Origin of the sequence: Brevundimonas sp. PAMC22021 (assembly GCF_019443405.1) — a bacterium.
GTDB lineage: Bacteria > Pseudomonadota > Alphaproteobacteria > Caulobacterales > Caulobacteraceae > Brevundimonas.
The window spans coordinates 252980-270455 of record NZ_CP080376.1 but is presented as its reverse complement, the minus strand read 5'-3'; the positions used below and the strand labels follow the sequence as shown (position 1 = coordinate 270455).

At 70.7% G+C, this 17476-nt stretch carries 20 protein-coding genes; 12 read left to right on the top strand and 8 right to left on the bottom strand.

Annotated features, from left to right (window positions below):
* Positions 1-17: 17 nt before the first annotated feature.
* The 5 genes from KY493_RS01270 to KY493_RS01250 all read left to right on the top strand — a co-directional run bounded on the left by KY493_RS01270 (position 18) and on the right by KY493_RS01250 (position 5481).
* Positions 18-1379 carry a glutamate--cysteine ligase gene (locus tag KY493_RS01270; RefSeq protein ID WP_219897208.1) on the top strand — a complete coding sequence of 454 codons (1362 nt, stop codon included), beginning with the start codon at positions 18-20 and terminating at the stop codon, positions 1377-1379.
* Between the two features lie 74 nt (positions 1380-1453).
* On the top strand, positions 1454-2518 hold the full coding sequence (locus tag KY493_RS01265; protein WP_219897207.1) for a DUF1440 domain-containing protein: 1065 nt from the start codon (positions 1454-1456) through the stop codon (positions 2516-2518).
* A gap of 85 nt (positions 2519-2603) precedes the next feature.
* On the top strand, positions 2604-3353 hold the full coding sequence (locus tag KY493_RS01260) for a DUF72 domain-containing protein (RefSeq protein WP_219897206.1): 750 nt from the start codon (positions 2604-2606) through the stop codon (positions 3351-3353).
* A 75-nt stretch (positions 3354-3428) separates the two neighbouring features.
* A complete protein-coding gene (locus KY493_RS01255; RefSeq protein ID WP_219897205.1) occupies positions 3429-4499 on the top strand; it encodes an NAD(P)-dependent alcohol dehydrogenase in 1071 nt (356 codons plus the stop codon).
* A gap of 268 nt (positions 4500-4767) precedes the next feature.
* The gene (locus KY493_RS01250; RefSeq protein ID WP_255567956.1) at positions 4768-5481 is read left to right on the top strand and encodes a DUF4908 domain-containing protein; all 714 of its coding nucleotides are present in this window, start codon (positions 4768-4770) and stop codon (positions 5479-5481) included.
* A gap of 25 nt (positions 5482-5506) precedes the next feature.
* Here KY493_RS01250 and gloB read toward each other — a convergent pair whose 3' ends face one another.
* Positions 5507-6229, bottom strand: a complete 723-nt coding sequence (gloB, locus tag KY493_RS01245; RefSeq protein ID WP_219897203.1) for a hydroxyacylglutathione hydrolase — start codon at positions 6227-6229, stop codon at positions 5507-5509.
* Positions 6230-6275: 46 nt separating this feature from the next.
* Here gloB and KY493_RS01240 point away from each other — a divergent pair, with 46 nt between their 5' ends.
* The 5 genes from KY493_RS01240 to KY493_RS01220 all read left to right on the top strand — a co-directional run bounded on the left by KY493_RS01240 (position 6276) and on the right by KY493_RS01220 (position 11011).
* The gene (locus tag KY493_RS01240; protein ID WP_219897202.1) at positions 6276-7031 is read left to right on the top strand and encodes a class I SAM-dependent methyltransferase; all 756 of its coding nucleotides are present in this window, start codon (positions 6276-6278) and stop codon (positions 7029-7031) included.
* Between the two features lie 11 nt (positions 7032-7042).
* On the top strand, positions 7043-7549 hold the full coding sequence (locus KY493_RS01235) for a histidine phosphatase family protein (RefSeq protein WP_219897201.1): 507 nt from the start codon (positions 7043-7045) through the stop codon (positions 7547-7549).
* Positions 7546-7896 carry a DUF952 domain-containing protein gene (locus tag KY493_RS01230; RefSeq protein WP_219897200.1) on the top strand — a complete coding sequence of 117 codons (351 nt, stop codon included), beginning with the start codon at positions 7546-7548 and terminating at the stop codon, positions 7894-7896. The genes KY493_RS01235 and KY493_RS01230 overlap by 4 nt, the downstream gene beginning before the upstream one ends.
* Positions 7893-8954, top strand: a complete 1062-nt coding sequence (locus KY493_RS01225; RefSeq protein ID WP_255567954.1) for a quinone-dependent dihydroorotate dehydrogenase — start codon at positions 7893-7895, stop codon at positions 8952-8954. The genes KY493_RS01230 and KY493_RS01225 overlap by 4 nt, the downstream gene beginning before the upstream one ends.
* Before the next feature lie 74 nt (positions 8955-9028).
* Positions 9029-11011 carry a hybrid sensor histidine kinase/response regulator gene (locus KY493_RS01220; RefSeq protein ID WP_219897199.1) on the top strand — a complete coding sequence of 661 codons (1983 nt, stop codon included), beginning with the start codon at positions 9029-9031 and terminating at the stop codon, positions 11009-11011.
* On the opposite strand, the gene KY493_RS01215 is transcribed toward KY493_RS01220, so the two are convergent.
* The gene (locus KY493_RS01215; RefSeq protein ID WP_219898246.1) at positions 10915-11418 is read right to left on the bottom strand and encodes a very short patch repair endonuclease; all 504 of its coding nucleotides are present in this window, start codon (positions 11416-11418) and stop codon (positions 10915-10917) included. The two genes, KY493_RS01220 and KY493_RS01215, sit on opposite strands and share 97 nt — an antisense overlap.
* Positions 11419-11453: 35 nt before the next feature.
* Complete coding sequence (locus tag KY493_RS01210; protein WP_219897198.1) at positions 11454-11939, bottom strand: peroxiredoxin; 486 nt, start codon at positions 11937-11939, stop codon at positions 11454-11456.
* Positions 11940-12053: 114 nt separating this feature from the next.
* On the opposite strand from KY493_RS01210, the gene KY493_RS01205 reads away from it, so the two are divergent.
* Positions 12054-12623, top strand: a complete 570-nt coding sequence (locus KY493_RS01205; RefSeq protein WP_219897197.1) for a YqgE/AlgH family protein — start codon at positions 12054-12056, stop codon at positions 12621-12623.
* Positions 12624-12629: 6 nt separating this feature from the next.
* Here KY493_RS01205 and KY493_RS01200 read toward each other — a convergent pair whose 3' ends face one another.
* A complete protein-coding gene (locus KY493_RS01200) occupies positions 12630-12842 on the bottom strand; it encodes a hypothetical protein (protein ID WP_219897196.1) in 213 nt (70 codons plus the stop codon).
* Between the two features lie 107 nt (positions 12843-12949).
* Between KY493_RS01200 and KY493_RS01195 the strand changes: the two genes are divergently transcribed.
* A complete protein-coding gene (locus tag KY493_RS01195) occupies positions 12950-13129 on the top strand; it encodes a hypothetical protein (protein WP_219897195.1) in 180 nt (59 codons plus the stop codon).
* Between the two features lie 6 nt (positions 13130-13135).
* Here the strand turns inward: KY493_RS01195 and KY493_RS01190 are convergent, their stop codons facing one another.
* From KY493_RS01190 to KY493_RS01175, 4 genes are read right to left on the bottom strand one after another with little or no spacing between them, the layout of a single operon-like run.
* Positions 13136-14803, bottom strand: a complete 1668-nt coding sequence (locus tag KY493_RS01190; protein ID WP_255567952.1) for a bifunctional diguanylate cyclase/phosphodiesterase — start codon at positions 14801-14803, stop codon at positions 13136-13138.
* 26 nt (positions 14804-14829) lie between these two features.
* Positions 14830-15420 (bottom strand): GNAT family N-acetyltransferase, encoded by a 591-nt coding sequence (locus tag KY493_RS01185; protein WP_219897193.1) that lies wholly within the window; start codon positions 15418-15420, stop codon positions 14830-14832.
* Positions 15421-15479: 59 nt separating this feature from the next.
* The gene (locus KY493_RS01180; protein ID WP_219897192.1) at positions 15480-16694 is read right to left on the bottom strand and encodes a pitrilysin family protein; all 1215 of its coding nucleotides are present in this window, start codon (positions 16692-16694) and stop codon (positions 15480-15482) included.
* Between the two features lie 50 nt (positions 16695-16744).
* Positions 16745-17446 carry an SURF1 family protein gene (locus KY493_RS01175; RefSeq protein ID WP_219897191.1) on the bottom strand — a complete coding sequence of 234 codons (702 nt, stop codon included), beginning with the start codon at positions 17444-17446 and terminating at the stop codon, positions 16745-16747.
* Between the last annotated feature and the right edge of the window lie 30 nt (positions 17447-17476).

Below are 17476 nucleotides of genomic sequence, written 5' to 3'. Positions count from 1 at the left end.
GGGGCTTCGCACACCACATGGCCGACCACGCGCCGCTGACCAAGGCCGATCTGATCGGCGCCATGTCCAAGGGCATGAAGCCGCGCGACCAGTGGCGCATCGGGGCCGAGCACGAGAAGTTCGGCTTCGACAAACAGACCCTGCGCCGCCCCGCCTATGAAGGTGAAAGCGGCATCAAGGCCATGCTGAACGGCCTGACCCGCTTTGGCTGGACCCCGGTCGAGGAGGGCGGTCACGTCATCGGGCTGGAGCGTCGCAATGGCGAGGGCTTCGCCGCCTCCGTCAGCCTCGAGCCCGGCGGACAGTTCGAACTGTCCGGCGCGCCGTTGCTCACCATCCACGACATCTGCTCGGAGACCGGCCAGCATCTGGAAGAGGTTAAGACCGTCGCCGACGAGATCGATCTGGGCTTCCTCGGCGCGGGCTTCGATCCGCTGTGGAGCCGCGCCGACGTGCCGGTCATGCCCAAGGGGCGCTACGACATCATGCGCGCCTACATGCCAAAGGTCGGCACGCTGGGTCTCGACATGATGCTGCGCACCTGCACCATCCAGGCCAATCTCGACTTCGATACGGAAGCCGACATGGTGATGAAGTTCCGCACCTCGCTGGCGCTTCAGCCCATCGCCACCGCCCTGTTCGCCTGCTCGCCCTTCACCGAAGGCAAGCCGAACGGCTTTCTGTCGGCCCGCGCCAACGTCTGGACCGACACGGACGCGGACCGCACCGGCATGCTGGACTTCGTCTTCCAGGACGGCTTCGGCTTCGAGCGCTATGCGGACTATGCGCTCGACACGCCGATGTATTTCGCCAAGCGCGAGGGCCGCTACGTCGACGCCTCGGGCCAGTCGTTCCGCGACTTCCTGGATGGCCGTCTGCCGGCGCTGCCGGGCGATCGGCCGACGATGAAGGACTGGAACGACCACCTGACCACCCTTTTCCCCGAGGTGCGGCTGAAGGCCTATCTGGAGATGCGCGGCGCGGACGGCGGCCCCTGGAGCCGCATCTGCGCCCTGCCCGCCCTGTGGACCGGCGTCCTCTATGACGCCCCCTCGCTCGCCGCCGCCTGGGACTTGGTCAAGGACTGGGAGGTCGAGGACCACGAACGCCTGCGCCGCGACGTGACCCGCCTGGGGCTGAAGGCCGAGGTCGCGGGCCGCTCGGTCCGAGGCATTGCGGTGGACATGGTGGCCATCGCCCGCCAGGGCCTGAAGAACCGCGCCCGCTTCTCCGGCGGCATGGTGGACGAGCGCGGCTACCTGTCCGAACTGGAAGACATCGCCGACAGCGGCGTCACTCCGGCCGAACGCCTGCTCGACCTCTACCATGGCGAATGGCGGGGCGACGTGCGCCGCATCTACACCGACTTCGCCTACTGAGGCGCCGCTCGGGCGGAACCGGCGCTCGCGTCCGGCGGTTCACCAGCCGCCATCCCGCGCCGGAGAGACCTGCCATGCCCAACGTCCGCGACGACGCCGATCCCTTGCTGGGTCTCGCCGCCGGCCTCGCCGGAGGCCTGGTCGCCGCCCTGGTGATGACCGAGTTCCAGTCCCTCTTGTCCAAGGGCGGGATCACCTCGGGCGTGAAGGGCGCGCCCTCGACCGAGAAGGCGGCCGACCGCCTGTCGCGCGCCGTCACCGGCCATGGCGTGCCGCGCCGCAGGAAACCCGCGGCGGGCGAGGCTGTCCACTACGCCGTGGGCGCCGCGGTCGGCGGCCTCTACGGCATGACTGCAGAGATCGAGCCCCGCGTGACCCTGGGCCGCGGCGCGGCTTTCGGTGTCGCCTCCGCCACAGTGGTGGACGAGGGGCTGGTCCCCGCCACCGGCCTGGGCGATCCGTTCTGGAAGGCGCCCTTGCGGTCGCACCCCTACTCCTACGCCTCGCACCTGGTGTTCGGCGCGACCACCGAGGCGGCGCGCGCCCTGATCCGCCGCTTCCTCGACAAGGTGAAAGCCGGCGTCGCGGCCGTCCGGCGCAAGGCCGAGCCGCGCCCGCCGCTGGAGACGCAAGGACCGCAAGGCTGGCGCGCTCTAGGTCTGGCGTTTCTGCTGGGCGCATCCGGCGGCAACCGCACCAGCGCGCCGCTGCTGGCCGTCACCTGGGCGGCGCGCCTGGGCTGGATCGACCTGAAGGACACCCGCTTCTCCGGCCTGGCCTCCACCAAGGCCGCCGCCATCGTCACGCCCCTGGCGCTGTATGAATTCGCCGGCGACAAGATGCCCGACGCCCCGCACCGCACGATGCCGATCGCGGTGGCCGTGCGGGCGGCGAGCGGCGCCGCCTCGGGCTGCGCCCTGACCGGCGGGCGCTCTCCGGCCGCCGCCCTGGCCGGGGCTGTCGGCTCGCTTGCCGCCACCTATCTCGGCCACACCGTCCGCCTGCGCCTGTCCCGCGCCGCCGGCCGTGACCTCCCCGTCGCCCTGGCCGAAGACATCCTGACCTTCGGCGGCGCCTTCCTGGTCTGCCTGGCCTCGCTTGCGCCGCCCAAACCATCGGATGATCGCTCGCCATCATAAAGCATCCGGATCGTCCCCACGTCTCGCCCATCGCTCGAGCTGCTGAATCCTGCGATATCCCGCACGCACTATGGGAGAACCACGCATGACAGGCGCGATCAGGGTGGGCGTGGGCGGCTGGACCTATGAGCCGTGGCGCGGGGTCTTCTATCCGGAAGGGCTGGCGCAGAAGCGGGAGCTGGAGTTCGCCTCGCGGGCGCTCTCCTCCATCGAGATCAACGGCACCTACTATTCGACCTTCAAGCCGGACAGCTGGAGGAAGTGGCGCGACGAGACGCCGGACGGTTTCGTCTTCTCGGTCAAGGCCAGCCGCTACTGCACTAACCGCAAGGTGCTGTCGGAAGGCGGCGAAAGCTTCAACCGCTTCCTGTCGCAGGGACTGACCGAGCTCGGCGACAAGCTCGGGCCGATCAACTGGCAGTTCATGGGAACCAAGAAGTTCGACCCCGAGGATTTCGAGGGCTTTCTGAAGCTGTTGCCGCCGGAAAAGGACGGCCTGCGCCTGCGCCATGCGCTGGAGGTGCGCAACCCGACCTTCGCCACCGAGCAGTTCCACGACCTGGCGCGCAAATACGGTGCGGCCATCGTCTACGCCGTCGATGACGAGGAGCCGACCTGGCCCTGCATCGACGAGGAAACATCTGACTTTAGATATGCCCGGCTGATGTCCAGCCGAGAGGACGAAGCGAACGGCATGACGGCGGCCGAGCTGGACGCCATCGCCGCCCGGGCGCGGGGTTGGGCGAAACGCGGCGACGTCTTCGCCTACTTCATCTCGGGGGCCAAGGTGCGCAATCCGGCGGCGGCCCAGGCGCTGATCGAAAACTTGGCCTGAGTGCGGGTGCGGCCGGTTGCGCCGGGGTGCGGCTGGCCACCTGAGCCTTCCTTTTACGCCACGAAAGACTCGCCCATGCCGATCGCCACACGCGCCTTCGCCGCCGTCGCCGCCGACAAGCCGCTGGAGCCCTTCAGCTTCACGCGCCGCGATCCCCTGCCCGACGACGTGGTGATCGACATCCAGTACTGCGGCGTCTGCCATTCGGACCTGCACATGGCGCGCAGCGAGACCGGACCGGCCCACTATCCGCTGGCGCCGGGCCATGAGATCGCCGGCGTGGTCGCGGCGGTGGGCGCCGACGTCACCCGCTTCAAGGTTGGCGACCGCGTGGGCGTCGGCTGCATGGTCGACAGCTGCCGCGAGTGTTCCTCGTGCCAGGCGGGGGAAGAGCAGTACTGCATCCCCGGCTTCACCGGCACCTACGGCGCCAAGGACAGGTTCGCCGAGCAGTCGGGCCAGCCGATCACCCAGGGCGGCTATTCCGACCACATCACGGTGGACCAGCATTTCGTGCTGTCGATCCCCGACGCCCTGCCGCTGGACGCCGCCGCGCCCCTGCTGTGCGCCGGCATTACCACCTGGTCGCCGCTGAAGGAATGGAACGTCGGCCCTGGCTCCAGGGTGGCGGTGATCGGGCTGGGCGGCCTGGGTCACATGGCGGTCAAGCTGGCGCACGCCCTGGGCGCCGAGGTCACCGTCCTGTCGACCTCCGATCGCAAAAAGGCCGACGCCGAGCGGATGGGCGCCAAACACTTCCTGATCAACAAGGACAAGGCGGCGATGAAGGCCGCGGCCGAAAGCTTCGACCTGATCATCAACACCGTCTCGGCCACCCACGAGATCGCCGACCACGTGCAGCTGCTGGCCCGCGACGGCACCATGGTCATGCTGGGCCTGACCACCGAGGGCCTGCCGGTCTACGCCCTGCCCCTGCTGTGGCGCCGGCGTCGGGTGGCCGGCTCGCTGATCGGCGGCATCCGCGAGACGCAGGAGATGCTGGACTTCTGCGCCGAGCACGGCATCGCCTGCGACATCGAGACCATCGCCCCGGACCAGATCAATGAGGCCTACGAGCGGATGGAGCGGTCGGACGTGCGCTATCGCTTCGTGATCGACATGGCGAAACTGCCCCAGGCGGCCTGAACCCCTCCGTCTCGCCGGCTTCGCCGTTGATCCACCTCCCCATCTTCGACAGGGAGGAGAGGGCGATCTCTCCTCCCTGTCGCGCAGTGATGGGGAGGGCGCGAGGCGGCAGCCTCGTGACGGAGGGGCTCTCCATCGTGCTCACCGTTACGGGCAGCCGGAATCAAGAACCGCCTTTGCCCAAAATCCGCCGCCGCCCTCTTTCATCTGTGCATCCATGAACTTGTGGGTCCCCCGCCGCAGAACGCGCCGGTCGCGTCGCGTCGCGATGGCGTTCGCCATCGTGGCGGGCGTGTGCGCGCTCGGGATCCTGCTGTCGCCGCTGGCGGCGGAGGCGCAAGGGCGGCGCGGCGCGCCTGCCACGGGACGCTATGTCGCGGGATCGGGCCAGAGCTTTACCCTCGACACTTCGGGCTCGCGCCCCCTGCTCAGGTTCGAACGCTCGACCGAGATCTGGGTGCTGCGCCCGACGCCCGCGCCGCGCGGCGACATCCTGTACCGCAACGACAACGGCGATCAGATCCTGCGGGTCACGCCCGACGGCGGCATGACGCTTTACACCACCACGGCGCCGCAGGGGTCGCCCGTGTCGCGCGCGGGCGAGGCGGCGTCGCTGCTGGCGCCGTCGATGACGGCGGTGCAGATGTGGAACTACATCGTGCGGCAAAGCGGCCGGGCCTCCTCGGCGCTGGGGCGGTTGATCCAGGTGGATGTGGACATCCAGCCGGGCTCCGAGGCGGTCGCCGCCGACGCGCTGTCGACCGCCGTGGACGCCATTGTACGCATGGCGCGGTCGTCGAACCTGCGGGCGGAGACCAACAAGGTGCGGCGCATCGTGGTCACCGACCAGGGCGGCGCCTCGCAGGCCACCCTGTCGCGCGGCACCCTTCGCATCGCCGTCAATCCGCGCGCGGGCGTGGCCGGCCGGCCCTCCTCGGCGCGCATCGTGCGCCTGGTCGCCGACGAAGCCCTGACCCGCTGACCCCTGGCCTGCTGACTAAGGGCCGCTAGGCGGCGTCCTTGGCCGCCCGGCGCGCGGCGAACTCTGACGCATCGGCCGCCGTCAGGAACGGGTTGAAGCGCTTTTCCACGCCGATGGTGGTGGGCACGGTCGGTTCGCCCCGCTCCCGCATCGCGAAGATGGCTTTGGCATGCGCCCGCATCTCCGCACGGTCGTCCAGCGTCAGGGCGAAGCGGGCGTTGGAGGCGGTGTATTCATGCCCGCACCATACGCGCGTCTCCTCCGGCCAGGCCGCCAGCGCCTGAAGCGAGTTCCACATCTGCTCGGGCGTGCCCTCGAACAGCCGCCCGCAGCCCAGCGCGAACAGCACGTCGCCGGTAAAGGCCTCGCCCGCCCCGGCCGCGCGATAGACCACATGGCCGGTCGTATGGCCGGGGGCCTCGCTTGTCTCGAACCGCGTCTCGCCGAGGTCCACCGCATCGCCGTCCCGCACGATCCGGTCCAGGGCCGTGACGCGCGCCGCCTCTTCAGGCCCCACGACCTCGCAGCCCGTCGCCGCCTTCAGCCTCGCCGCGCCTTCGGTGTGATCCGGATGCCAGTGGGTGATCAGCAGCAGGTCCAGCCGCCCCCAGCCCAGCGCCGCCAGTTCATCCAGCACCCGGTCCGCATCGGGCGCATCCACCGCCGCCACCCGACCGCTGGCGCGGTCCCGCACCAGATAGCCGTAGTTGTCGGCACGACAGGGAAAGGCGTGAACGTCCAGCGTCATGCCGCCATCCTAGCAGCAGGCGCATCCTCGGGCCTATAGTGGGCGCATGCGGCGCGGCGTCGACGAGCTCAGGACCTTTTACGGCGAACCCACGGGGGCGCTGGTCCGCCGCCTGCTCGCCCGCAGGCTGGAGGACGCCTGGGGCGAGGCCGACGACTGCGACGTTCTGGGCGTCGGCTACGCCACGCCGTGGCTGGACGCCTTTGTCGGCGCGCGGCGGGTGGTCGCGGCCATGCCGGGCGGCCAGGGTGTCGAGCACTGGCCGACGGTGGGCAAGAACCGGACCCTGCTGGTGGATGACCGTCGCCTGCCCTTCGCCGCCGGCGCCTTTGATCGCGTGCTGCTGGTCCATGCGCTGGAGGAAGCCGACGATCCCGCCGTTCTGCTGACCGAGGCGGTGCGGGCGCTGGCGCCGGCCGGGCGCATCATCCTGGCGGCGGCGGCGCGCGGAGGCCTGTGGGCGCGGGCCGAGAGCACGCCTTTCGGGCACGGTCGCCCCTTCACCCGCCGCCAGCTGGAAGGCTTGGTGCGCGACGCGGGGCTCGAGCCCTCGGCCTGGTCCCAAACCCTGTATTGTCCGCCATGGAGCCCGCTGCTGGGGCTGGCCGACGGCTTTGAACAGGTCGGCCGGCGGATCGCGCCGGGCGCGGCGGGCCTGATCCTGCTGGAAGCGACGCGCCAGGCCTATGCCCGTATCCGGCCCAGCGGCTCGACCCAGCGCGTGCTGGCGCCCGCTCGCGCCCTACAGCCTCAGCCCACCGCGCGGAACGGTCCGCTGGCGCGCCGCCGCGAACGCCCGTAAAGCTCCGGCTCATGCACCGACTGATCCTGATGCGGCACGCCGAGGCCGAGACCGCCGCGCCGTCCGGCGGCGACGAGGCCCGGCCCCTGTCCGCGGCCGGCCGGGCCGAGGCCGCCGCCATGGCGCGCACCCTGGCCGAGCGTAACCTGCGTCCCGACCTCGCCCTGGTGTCCAGCGCCGCCCGCACCCGGGACACCTGGGAACGGCTGCACGAAGACCTCGGCGACGTGGAGGTGCGTCACGAGCCCGGCCTCTACAATGCGTCGGTCGGCGCGCTGCGTCGCTTCGTGGAGGCGGCCGAGGCCGAGGCCGGCTGTCTTCTGGTCCTGGCCCACAATCCCGGCGTCCATCTGCTGGCGGTGCAGTATCTGGAAGAGGCCGCGGCCTCGCCCGCGGTGCTGGAGCGGCTGTCCGGAGGCTTTCCGCCCGCCGCCTGCGCTGTCTTCGCCGTGGATGCGGCGGGCCGTCCCACCTTCGAGGGCTTTCTGACGCCGCGCGAAGCCGGAGTTGCAGGATGACGGACGCTGTCGCCTACAAGATCGTCGACGCCGAGGCCTGGGTGCAGGCGCGGGACGCCGGTGAATATGAAGGCTCCGCCGTCGATCACGCCGATGGCTACATCCACATGTCGACCGAGGCGCAGCTGACCGAGACCGCACGCAAACACTATGCGGGCCAGTCTTCCCTGCGCCTGCTGACGGTCGATCTGACGGTGGTCGAGGGCGGGCTGAAGTGGGAGCCGTCGCGCGGCGGCGCCCTGTTCCCGCACCTCTATGGTCCCTTGCCCGTCTCGGCCGTGACCCGCATCCGGGCCATGGCCGTGTCGGACGACGGCGAGGTGACGCTCGGGGCGGACCTGGCGTGAGCCTGGTCGAGACCCTGTCCGACTGGGGCGCCGCCGCCCTGCGCAGGCTTGAGCCGGAACAGGCGCACGAACTGGCGATCAAGGGCCTGGCGCGCCTGCCGCTGCCTCCCGCCGCGCCCGACGATCCGGTCCTGCGCACCCGGCTGGCGGGGCTCGACCTGGCCAATCCGATCGGCCTCGCCGCCGGCCTCGACAAGAACGCGGAAGCCTTGCGCGGCCTGTCGCGGCTCGGCTTCGGCTTTGTCGAATGCGGATCGGTCACCCCGCGCCCGCAGGCCGGCAACCCCCGGCCGCGACTGTTCCGCCTGGCTGAGGATCAGGCGATCATCAACCGGATGGGTTTCAACAACGCCGGGCTCGACGTCTTCGCCGACCATCTGAGACGCGCGCCCGCCCGCGCGATCGTCGGCGCCAATCTGGGGGCCAACAAGGACACCGAGGACAAGGCGGCCGACTATGTCGAGGGGCTGCGGCGGCTGGAGGGCCTCGCCGGCTACTTCACCATCAACATCTCCTCGCCCAACACGCCCGGCCTGCGCGCGCTGCAAGGCCGTCAGGCGCTGGACGACCTGCTGGGCCGGATCGATCAGGCCCGACCGCCGCTTGGCGCCCCCGCGCGCCGCCCGGTGTTCCTGAAGATCGCGCCCGACCTGTCGGCCGCCGAGATCGCCGAGATCGTCGAAGCCGCCGTCGACCACCACATCGACGCCCTGATCGTCTCCAACACCACGCTGGAGCGGCCCGCCAGCCTCGCCTCGGCCCAGGCCGGCGAGAGCGGCGGCCTGTCGGGCGCGCCGTTGAGGCCGTTCGCGGAGCAGGCCCTGCGCGCGGCCGCCGAGGCGGCGCACGGTCGCCTGCCGCTGATCGCCGTCGGCGGCATAGCGTCCGGCGAAGACGCCTATCGCCGCATCCGCCTGGGCGCATCGGCGGTGCAGGTCTATTCCGCCCTGATCTATGGCGGACCGGGCCTGGTCGGCCGCATCAAGCGCGACCTGGCCGCGCGGCTCCGCGCCGACGGCTTTTCCACGGTCTCGGAGGCGGTCGGCGCCCCGCGTTGACGGAGCATTAGGGCTGACAGAGGCAGTTTGCGTCCATGCGTCGGCGAATCCACTCGCCCGCATCGGGAACAGGCATGAGCAAGCTCGTCGGGCACGACATCGCCAGCGGATGGATCATCGCCGTCCGGCAGCGCCGCCGCGCCGTTCTGCAACGGGTGGCGGTGGGTCTGGCCAGCGGCCTGGCCGCGACGCCCCTGGTCGGCGCGCCGCTCGCCGCCGCCTGGACGCTGGCCTACATGGCCGTTCAGGCGCTGGAGATGTGGGTCTTCGCCCCCATCAACACCAGCCGCCGGGCGGACGTCGGCCGCGAGCGCAAGCTCCTGGGCTGCTTTGTCCTGTCGCTGAACACCGGCCTCTACGGCGCCTTGTCGCTGCCGCTGTGGTGGGAAGGCGGGCCGATGGGCGGCATCGCGGTGGCCATCATGCTTCCGGCCGCAATGATCTACTCCACGCTGAACGCGCCGCGATCCCCGCTGGTGCTGGCCTGCACCGTAGGCCCGCACGTCTTCTACATGGCGCTGGCGCCGCTGTTCATGATGAGTTTCGGCGCCTCGGACGCGGCCGTCACCACGGTCAGCGCGGCGGTGGTCATCTTCGTGGTCTACTGCATCAACGCCTGGCGTCGCCTGGCCGAGCGCACGGTGCAGGAAGGCCGCGAGCGTCGCGCCACTCAGCGCCGCCACCGAGAGATTGAGCAGGCGCTGGCCAGCCAGCGCGCCTTTCTGGCCGCCGTCGGACATGACCTGCGCACGCCCATCGGCGCCATCCTGACAGGCGCCGCCGAAATGCGCGACAGCGGCGACAGCCAGGTGCGCGTCAACGCCGAGCTGATCGCCGACGCCGGCCTGATGATGAAGGCCCTGCTGGACGATCTGCTGGACCATTCCAAGCTGGGCGCCGGCCGCATGTCGGTGGAGGCCGCCGACTTCGACCTGCGCGCCATGCTGGCGCAAACGCTGCGCCTGTGGAAGGGCGCGGCCTTGGCCAAGGGTCTGAACCTGCGGATCGAGGGGGCTCACGGCATCCCCGCGGCGGTTCGCGGCGACTGCATGCGGCTGCGCCAGGTTCTGAACAACCTGCTGTCCAACGCCATGAAGTTCACCGACGCCGGCGCGGTGACCCTGCGGCTCAAGGCCTGGCCGGAAGAGCCCGGCGGCTGGTCGCTGCTGATGGAGGTGGCCGACACCGGCGCGGGCATGACGCGCGAGCAGATGGCGCGCCTGTTCACCCCGTTCGACCAGACCGCAGACGGCGTCTCGGCCCAGCACGGCGGATCGGGGCTCGGCCTTTCGATCAGCCGCGATCTGATCGAGTTGATGGGCGGTCGCCTGACGGTGCGCAGTCAGTCGGGCCAGGGCTCGATCTTCACCATCGCCCTGTTCCTGCCGGAGGGCGAGCGCCAGACCGTCGCCGAGATCACGCCGCTGGACGAAAGCCGCGCCGCCGTCGCCCGGGTGCTCGCCGATCGCCCTCGTCCCTCCCCGGCGCCTCGCCCAGCGCCGGTCGTACAGGCCGCGCCCGCCGTACAGGCCGCGCCGGTGGTGCAGGCCGCGCCGCCCGCGCCCCTGTCGGCCGCCGAGGCGCTGCTGGCCCAACTGACGGCCGCGCCCGCTCCGGCGCCTGCGCCTGAACCCGATCCGGAGGCTGAAGCCGAGGAACGACCGCTGCGGGTGCTGGTGGTCGACGATCACGATATCAATCGCCGGGCCGTGCAGCTGATCCTTCAGCCGCTGGGCTGCGACATCGCCGCCGCCGCAGACGGGATGGCGGCTTTGAAACGCTGCGAAGACAGCCTCTTCGACGTCATCTTCATGGACGTGCGCATGCCCGAACTCGACGGGCGCGAGACCACCCGGCGCCTGCGCGCTGGCGGCGGCCCCAATGCGGCGACGCCTGTGGTGGCGGTCACCGCCGACACCTCGCCCGAGGACGTCGCCGCCTGCCAGGCGGCGGGCATGGCCTATTTCGTGTCCAAGCCGCTGACGCCGCCGGCCTTGCTGGGCGCGCTGCAGCACGTGCTGAGCGACGCGGAGGGCGAGGTCGAAGTCGCGGCCTGACCCTTCACCGCCTCGACCAGATCCTGGGCGAAGCGCGGCGCGCGCATGTCGCACTCCCACACCGTGACCACGCGCCAGCCGTCCGCCTGCAGCGCCTCGGTGCTGCGCTCGTCCCGCGCCCGGTTGCGGCCGATCTTGGCCGCCCAGTAGTCGGCGTTGGCCTTGGGCTGTCTTGATCCGCGCGGGCAGTCGTGCCCGTGCCAGAAGCATCCGTGCACGAAGACCGCGACCTTGCGGCCCTTCATCACCAGGTCCGGCCTGCCCGGCAGACCGCCGCCGCCCAGCCGATAGCCGATGCCGACCGCGCGCAGGATACGGCGCACCAGAAGCTCGGGCTTGGTGTCGCGGCTTCGGACGCGCCGCATCACGGCGCTGCGCTGTTCGGGAGAGAAGACGTCCGTGGTCAGGCGGACGCCTTCCTCCTTGTCAGGCGTTCCGGCGATCAGAGCTGCGCCAGGAGGTGCTCGGCCGACGAGACGCGGAATTCGCCGCCCTGTTCGATGTTCAGCTGGGTCACCACGCCGTCGGTGACCAGCATGGAATAGCGTTGCGACCTCTGGCCCATGCCGAAGCCTTGCGCGTCCAGCACCAGGCCCAGCTCGCGCGTCAGGTCGCCGTTGCCGTCGGCCAGCATCAGGATCTGGTCGGTCTTGACGCCCTGGCTCTCGGCCCAGGCTGCCATGACAAAGGCGTCGTTGACCGAGATGCAGGCGACCGCATCCACGCCCTTGCCCTTGATGGCGTCCAGATTGTCGGTGAAGCCCGGCAGGTGGCGCGCCGAGCAGGTCGGGGTAAAGGCGCCCGGCACCGCGAACAGGGCCACGGTCTTGCCGTCGAAGATCTCGGCCGTGGTGATCGGCTTGGGGCCGTCCGCCGTAGGCGTGGACAGGGTCGCGCTCGGAATCCGGTCGCCGATCTGGATGGTCATGGGAGGGGTCCTTTGAGAACGCACGGGCGCGTCCGATGGACAGATAAAGGCTTGTTCACGGCCCGCAAGCCGGCCGCTTGCGCAGCCGCTCCGGCATGCCGATTATAGGGAGCGATGAACCTCACACAGTCCCTTACCGGCCATCTGCTCGTCGCCATGCCGGGCATCGACGATCCGCGCTTCGAGCACGCCGTGATCCTGATCTGCGCCCACGGGCCGGACCACGCCATGGGCCTGCGCCTGGACCGTCCCGCGCCGGGCGTCGACCTGAAGACGGTGCTGGACAAGCTGGATGCGCCTGCGCCGGAGGACAGCCACGGCCGCCCCGTGCTGATGGGCGGACCGGTCGAGCGCGAACGCGGTTTCGTGCTGCACACCGACGACTGGATGACCGGCGACGACAGCCTGCCCTTCGGCGAGGGGCTGGCCATGACCGGCACGCGCGAGGCCCTGGCCGCCATGACCGACAAGATGTCCGGTCCCCGCCGCTCGGCCCTGCTGCTCGGCTACGCCGGCTGGGGCGAGGGCCAGCTGGAAGACGAACTGGCCGGCAACGTCTGGCTGACGGCGGAGGCCGACCTCGACCTGATCTTCGACGGCGACCACGAAACCAAATGGACCCGCGCCCTGGCTCAGCTCGGCGTCAACGCCGCCATGCTGTCGGCGCACGGCGGCACGGCCTGACGCGGATCAGGTAATCTGGTCGGGGTGCGTCTGAGTGCCGGCCGGTTCGACGTTCAGCGGGCCTTCGGCGTCCTCGTCGACCTCGATCTTCAGGATGCTTTCGCCCGGCTGCATCTGGGTCATGGCCGCATCGCCCGCCTGAATGTCGGTCTTTGACGGCACAAGAAGCTCGCGGGTCGAGCCGCCTTCTTCGCCGACGGTCACGCGATAGGTCTTCATCCAGGCGTCTCCTGCTGATCTCAGGATGGGTCAACGGGCGCCGGCGCGCGCCGTTCCGGGAACCCGCCTGCGCACCCATCCGCTGTGTCCCCGCAGAGGAGACACCCATGGACGACAAGAACCAGACCAAGGGCCGCGACGAGAACGGCGCCATTCCGCTGGGCAGGCCCGACGCCTCCACCTCGGACAAGGCGGTCAAGGACAATGCGGCGGTGGAACAGCGGTCGGCCGGTCCGGACGGCCCGGACGCCACCGAGGTCGGCGACACCTTCAAACAGCAGCCGTAGCCGGCGTCAGGCGGAACGCTGCTTCAGCGGCGCGGCGCCGTCCGCCAGCGACTCGGCCAGATAGACCTCGGCCTCCTGCGCCGGCAGCGCGGGCGCATAGCCGAAGCCCTGACCATAGTGGCATTGCGCCTCCAGCAGCAGGCGCGCCAGCTCGGCGTTCTCGACGCCCTCGGCCACGACCTCCAGCGACAGGTCACGTCCCAGATTGACCACCGACTTGACGATCTTGGCCGAGCCCTCGTCCTTGTTCATGGTCAGCACGAAATACCGGTCGATCTTCAGCGTGTCGAACGGCAGGCGCGCCAGATAGCTCAGCGACGAGAAGCCGGTGCCGAAGTCGTCCAGCGCCAGCGACGCCCCGACCGCCTTCAGGCGCGTCAGCACCTCGGCCGCCTTGGCCGTATCGCGCATGATGTCGCCTTCGGTGACCTCGAGCTTCAGCGCGCCGCGCGGCAGGCCCGTGTCGGCGATGATGCGCTGCACGTCCTCCACCAGGTGCGGCCGCTCGATCTCTCCAACCGACAAGTTGACGCTGCAGAACAGTTCGCCGGCCGACGGATGCCTGCGCAGCCATTCCGCCAGCTGACGCGACGATTCCGTCATCATCAGCAGACCGAGCTCGTTCATCATGCCCAGGTCGTCGGTCAGGCCCAGGAACTCGTCGGGCGGCACCAGCCCCCGGCGTGGGTGACGCCAGCGCGCCAGCGCCTCGAAGCCCGCGACGGCGCCGGTGTTCAGGTTCACGATCGGCTGGAAGAAGGGCACGATCTCGCCGCGCAGGAAGGCGTTGCGCAGATCCGCTTCCAGCGCCAGCCGGCTGAGCGAGTCGCTTTCCAGCGCCCGACCATAGGCCGCCGACCCGCCCCGCCCGGCGCTCTTGGCCGATTCCACCGCCAGTTCGACCCGGCGCAGCAGCTCGGCCGCATCCGGCGCATCCGGCCCGCCCTCGACCTGCAGGGCGCCGATCGACACCGTCGGATAGATGTCGAAGCCCGCGACCCGCAGCGGCTGCTCCAGCGCCTCGCGCATGCGCAGCGACACCGACCCGCCGCCCTTCTTGGCCAGCACCGCGAACTCGTCCTCGCCGATCCGCGCCTGCGCCGCTTCGGCCGTGAAGGCGGCCGCCAGCCGCGAGCCCAGCGCCGACAGCACCAGGTCCGCCCGTTCGTGCCCCAGCGCCTCGTTCAGCCGACGCATCCGGTCGACGTCGCCGACCACCAGCTCATAGTCGCCGGGCTGGACCAGCATCTCGCCCACGCGCTGCAGAAAGGTGCGGCGGTCCAGCAGGCCGGTCAGCGTGTCGCGGTCCGAGCCCGCGAACTTGGTTTCCAGCGCCACGACACCCGCCGCGCGCAGCCCGTCCTCCAGCCACACGCCGCGCCACAGGCAGGTCTCGGCGCCGCGCATGCGCAGGCGCACGGCGACCTCGGTCCCCTCCTCCTGGGGCTTCAGCATCCGCTCGGCCAGGCTGCGGTCCTGCGGCAGGGCCAAAGCGACAAAGCCCGCCGCCGAGCAATCTGGCGCCAGCGGCCCCAGGCCCAGCGATCGGGTCGCGCCGGTGAAACGCAACTGGTCCTCGCCGGGCGTCCACACCCACAGCGCCGTATCGGCCGCGGCCAGCGCCTCGATGGAGGTCGTGGCGTCCCAGGCCAGCGATCGGGCTCGCGCGTTCAAGGCCTGTCGCCCCTCCTGACGGCCGGTCAGCCGCCGTGATCCACTTCGTCCTCGAGCAGGCCGAACAGCAGATGATCTGCCCATTCGCCGTTAATTTTAAGATAAGCCCTCGCCTGCCCCTCGTGACGAAAGCCCGACTTTTCCAGCACCCGGCGCGAGGCGAGGTTGGTCGGCAGGCAGGCCGCCTCCAGCCGGTGCAGCCGCAGGCGCGCGAAGGCATGGCGCGCCATGGCGCTGACCGCCGCCGTCGCATGGCCGCGCCCGGCGAAGGGCTGGCCGATCCAGTAGCCGAGCGTGCCGGTCTCGGCCACGCCCCGGCGCACATTGGACAGGGTCACCGCGCCGAACAGTTCGTGCCCCGCGGCGTCGAACACGAACATCGGCAGGGCGGTCCCCAGCTCCGTCTCGCGCTGATAGATCGACAGCCTGCGCTTGAACGCGGCCTTGGACAGGTCGTCCTCGGGCCAGCGCGGCTCCCATGGCTGCAGATAGCGGCGGCTGTCGTGGCGCAGCGCCGACCACGCCTCATAGTCGGCCGGACGCGGGCTGCGCAGGCGCACGCCATTGCCCCGCACCCAGGCGTTTGCGCCGTCGCTCATCCAGTCCAGAAGCGCCATGGAGACGGACTGTAGCGGCTCGGCACGCCAGTCTCCAAGTCCCCCGCTGACGACGGGCCTCAGTCGAACAGCGCCCGCGAAAAAGCCTCGCCCGCGGCGGCGCCCGACTTCGGCCCCAGCACCGCCGTCGCCGCCCGCCCGCCTTCCAGCAGCCGCGCCCCGACCGCCCGCAGGTCCTCGCCCGTGACCGCCTCCATCTGCGCGACGGAAACGTCCGTCGGTATCGGCGCGCCGAAGATCAGCGTCTGGGCCGCCGCGCGACCGGCCCGGCTCATCGGATTCTCGTCGGCCATCCATAGGCCGCCCTTCAGCACCGCTTTGGCGCGCGACAGTTCGGCGTCCGTGGGGCCCTGCTCGACCAGCCCGCGCACCTCCGCGGCGGCCACTTCGGCCAGCGCTGTCGCCCGATCCGCCGCCGCGCCCGCATAGATCCCAAGGACGCCCGTGTCCTCATAGGCCTCTTGATAGGCGTCGATGGCGTAGGCCAGCCCCCGCTCCTCGCGCGCGCTCTGGAACAGGCGCGAGGCCATGCCGCCGCCCAGGATTTCTCCGAACAGCCGCATCGTCGGCAGCGCCGGGTCGACGGCGGCGAGGGCCGGGAGCTGGAACACCAGGTTCGACTGCTCGATCCGCCGGCTCAGCCGATCATGGCCGCCGGTAAAGCGCGCGGCCTCCGGCGTTGTGCGGTCGCCCGCGCGCGGCTCAGCCCCGAACCAGCGCTCGGCCAGCGCCAGCAGCTCGGCCTCGTCCACCGCGCCGGACGCCGTCACCACCATCCGCTCGGGCGCATACAGCGCGCGCCGCCAGCCCTCGATTCCCTCACGGTCCACCGGCCGCAGGCTGTCGTTCGAACCCAGGATCGGCCGACCCAGCGGCTGGCCGGCAAAGGCCTGGGTCTGGGCCATTTCGAACACATGGTCGTCGGGCGTGTCGAAGGCCTCGGCGATCTCCTGGGCCACCACGTCCTTTTCGCGCTCGATCTCTTCGGCGTCGAGCGTCGGCCGGAACAGGAGGTCCGACAGGACCTGCATCGACAGGCCGAGCGAGCCCTCGAGCCCCCGCACCTCGAAGCTGGTGCGTTCATAGCCGGTGGCGGCGTTGATCGAACCGCCTTCCGCCTCGATCCGCTCCACGATCTCGCGCGCGGCCATGTCGCCGGCGCCCTTGAACACCAGGTGCTCCAGCAGATGCGACCAGCCGGACCGCGCCTCGTTCTCCCACCGCGCGCCGCCCTTCACGGCCACGACGACCGCCAGGGTCTTGAGGCCCGGCATGGGATCGCACACGACGCGCACGCCGTTGGACAGGGTGTGAAGACGATGGGTCAGGGGAGCTCTTTCTTCAGGCGCCGACGCAGCAGCGCTGCATAAAAGCCGACCAGCGCGATCGCCAGCCCGAACCACGTCAGGGCGTACCCCAGGTGGTTGTTCGAGAACGCCGGCGGCGGCGCGGAGGGGCGCAGGGCCGGCGTCTCGGGATTGGCCGTGCTGACGGCGAACACCACCTCGGGACGCAGCGAACCTTCGACGCCCAGCGCCCGCGCCATGGCCGCGCCGTCCCGCGTGTAGAAGCGCCCGTTCGCCGGCTGTGGCGCCATGGGGCTGGGGTTCGGCGGCGTGCGCAGTTCGCCCACGATCACGCCCGGTAGGGTGGAGGGCAGCACGCGCGGTCGGTCCGTCACGCCGTCGGCGACGAAGCCCCGGTCCACCAGCAGCGTGAAGTCTTCACCCGCCGGCCGGCAGGCCGACACCAGCCGAACGCCCGCCTCGCCATCCAGAATGCTTTGCAGCTCGACGAAAGGCGCGGTGGCGAGGCCAGGACAGGCGACGATCACGCGCCGGAACTCGGGGGCGCCGCCCGCCAGCACCTCTCCCAGCGGCGCGGGCGCACGCCCCTGCGCCGCAGCCGCCGCGTCGATCAGCCCTTCCTTCCAGCGCAGCCGCTCGACCTGCCACATGCCCAGCGCGACCAGCACGCCGACCAGCGGCAGCACCAGCGCCGTCAGCAGCCACGAAAACCGCCTCAAGACGCCGCTCCTCCCCCTCTGAGGGAGGAG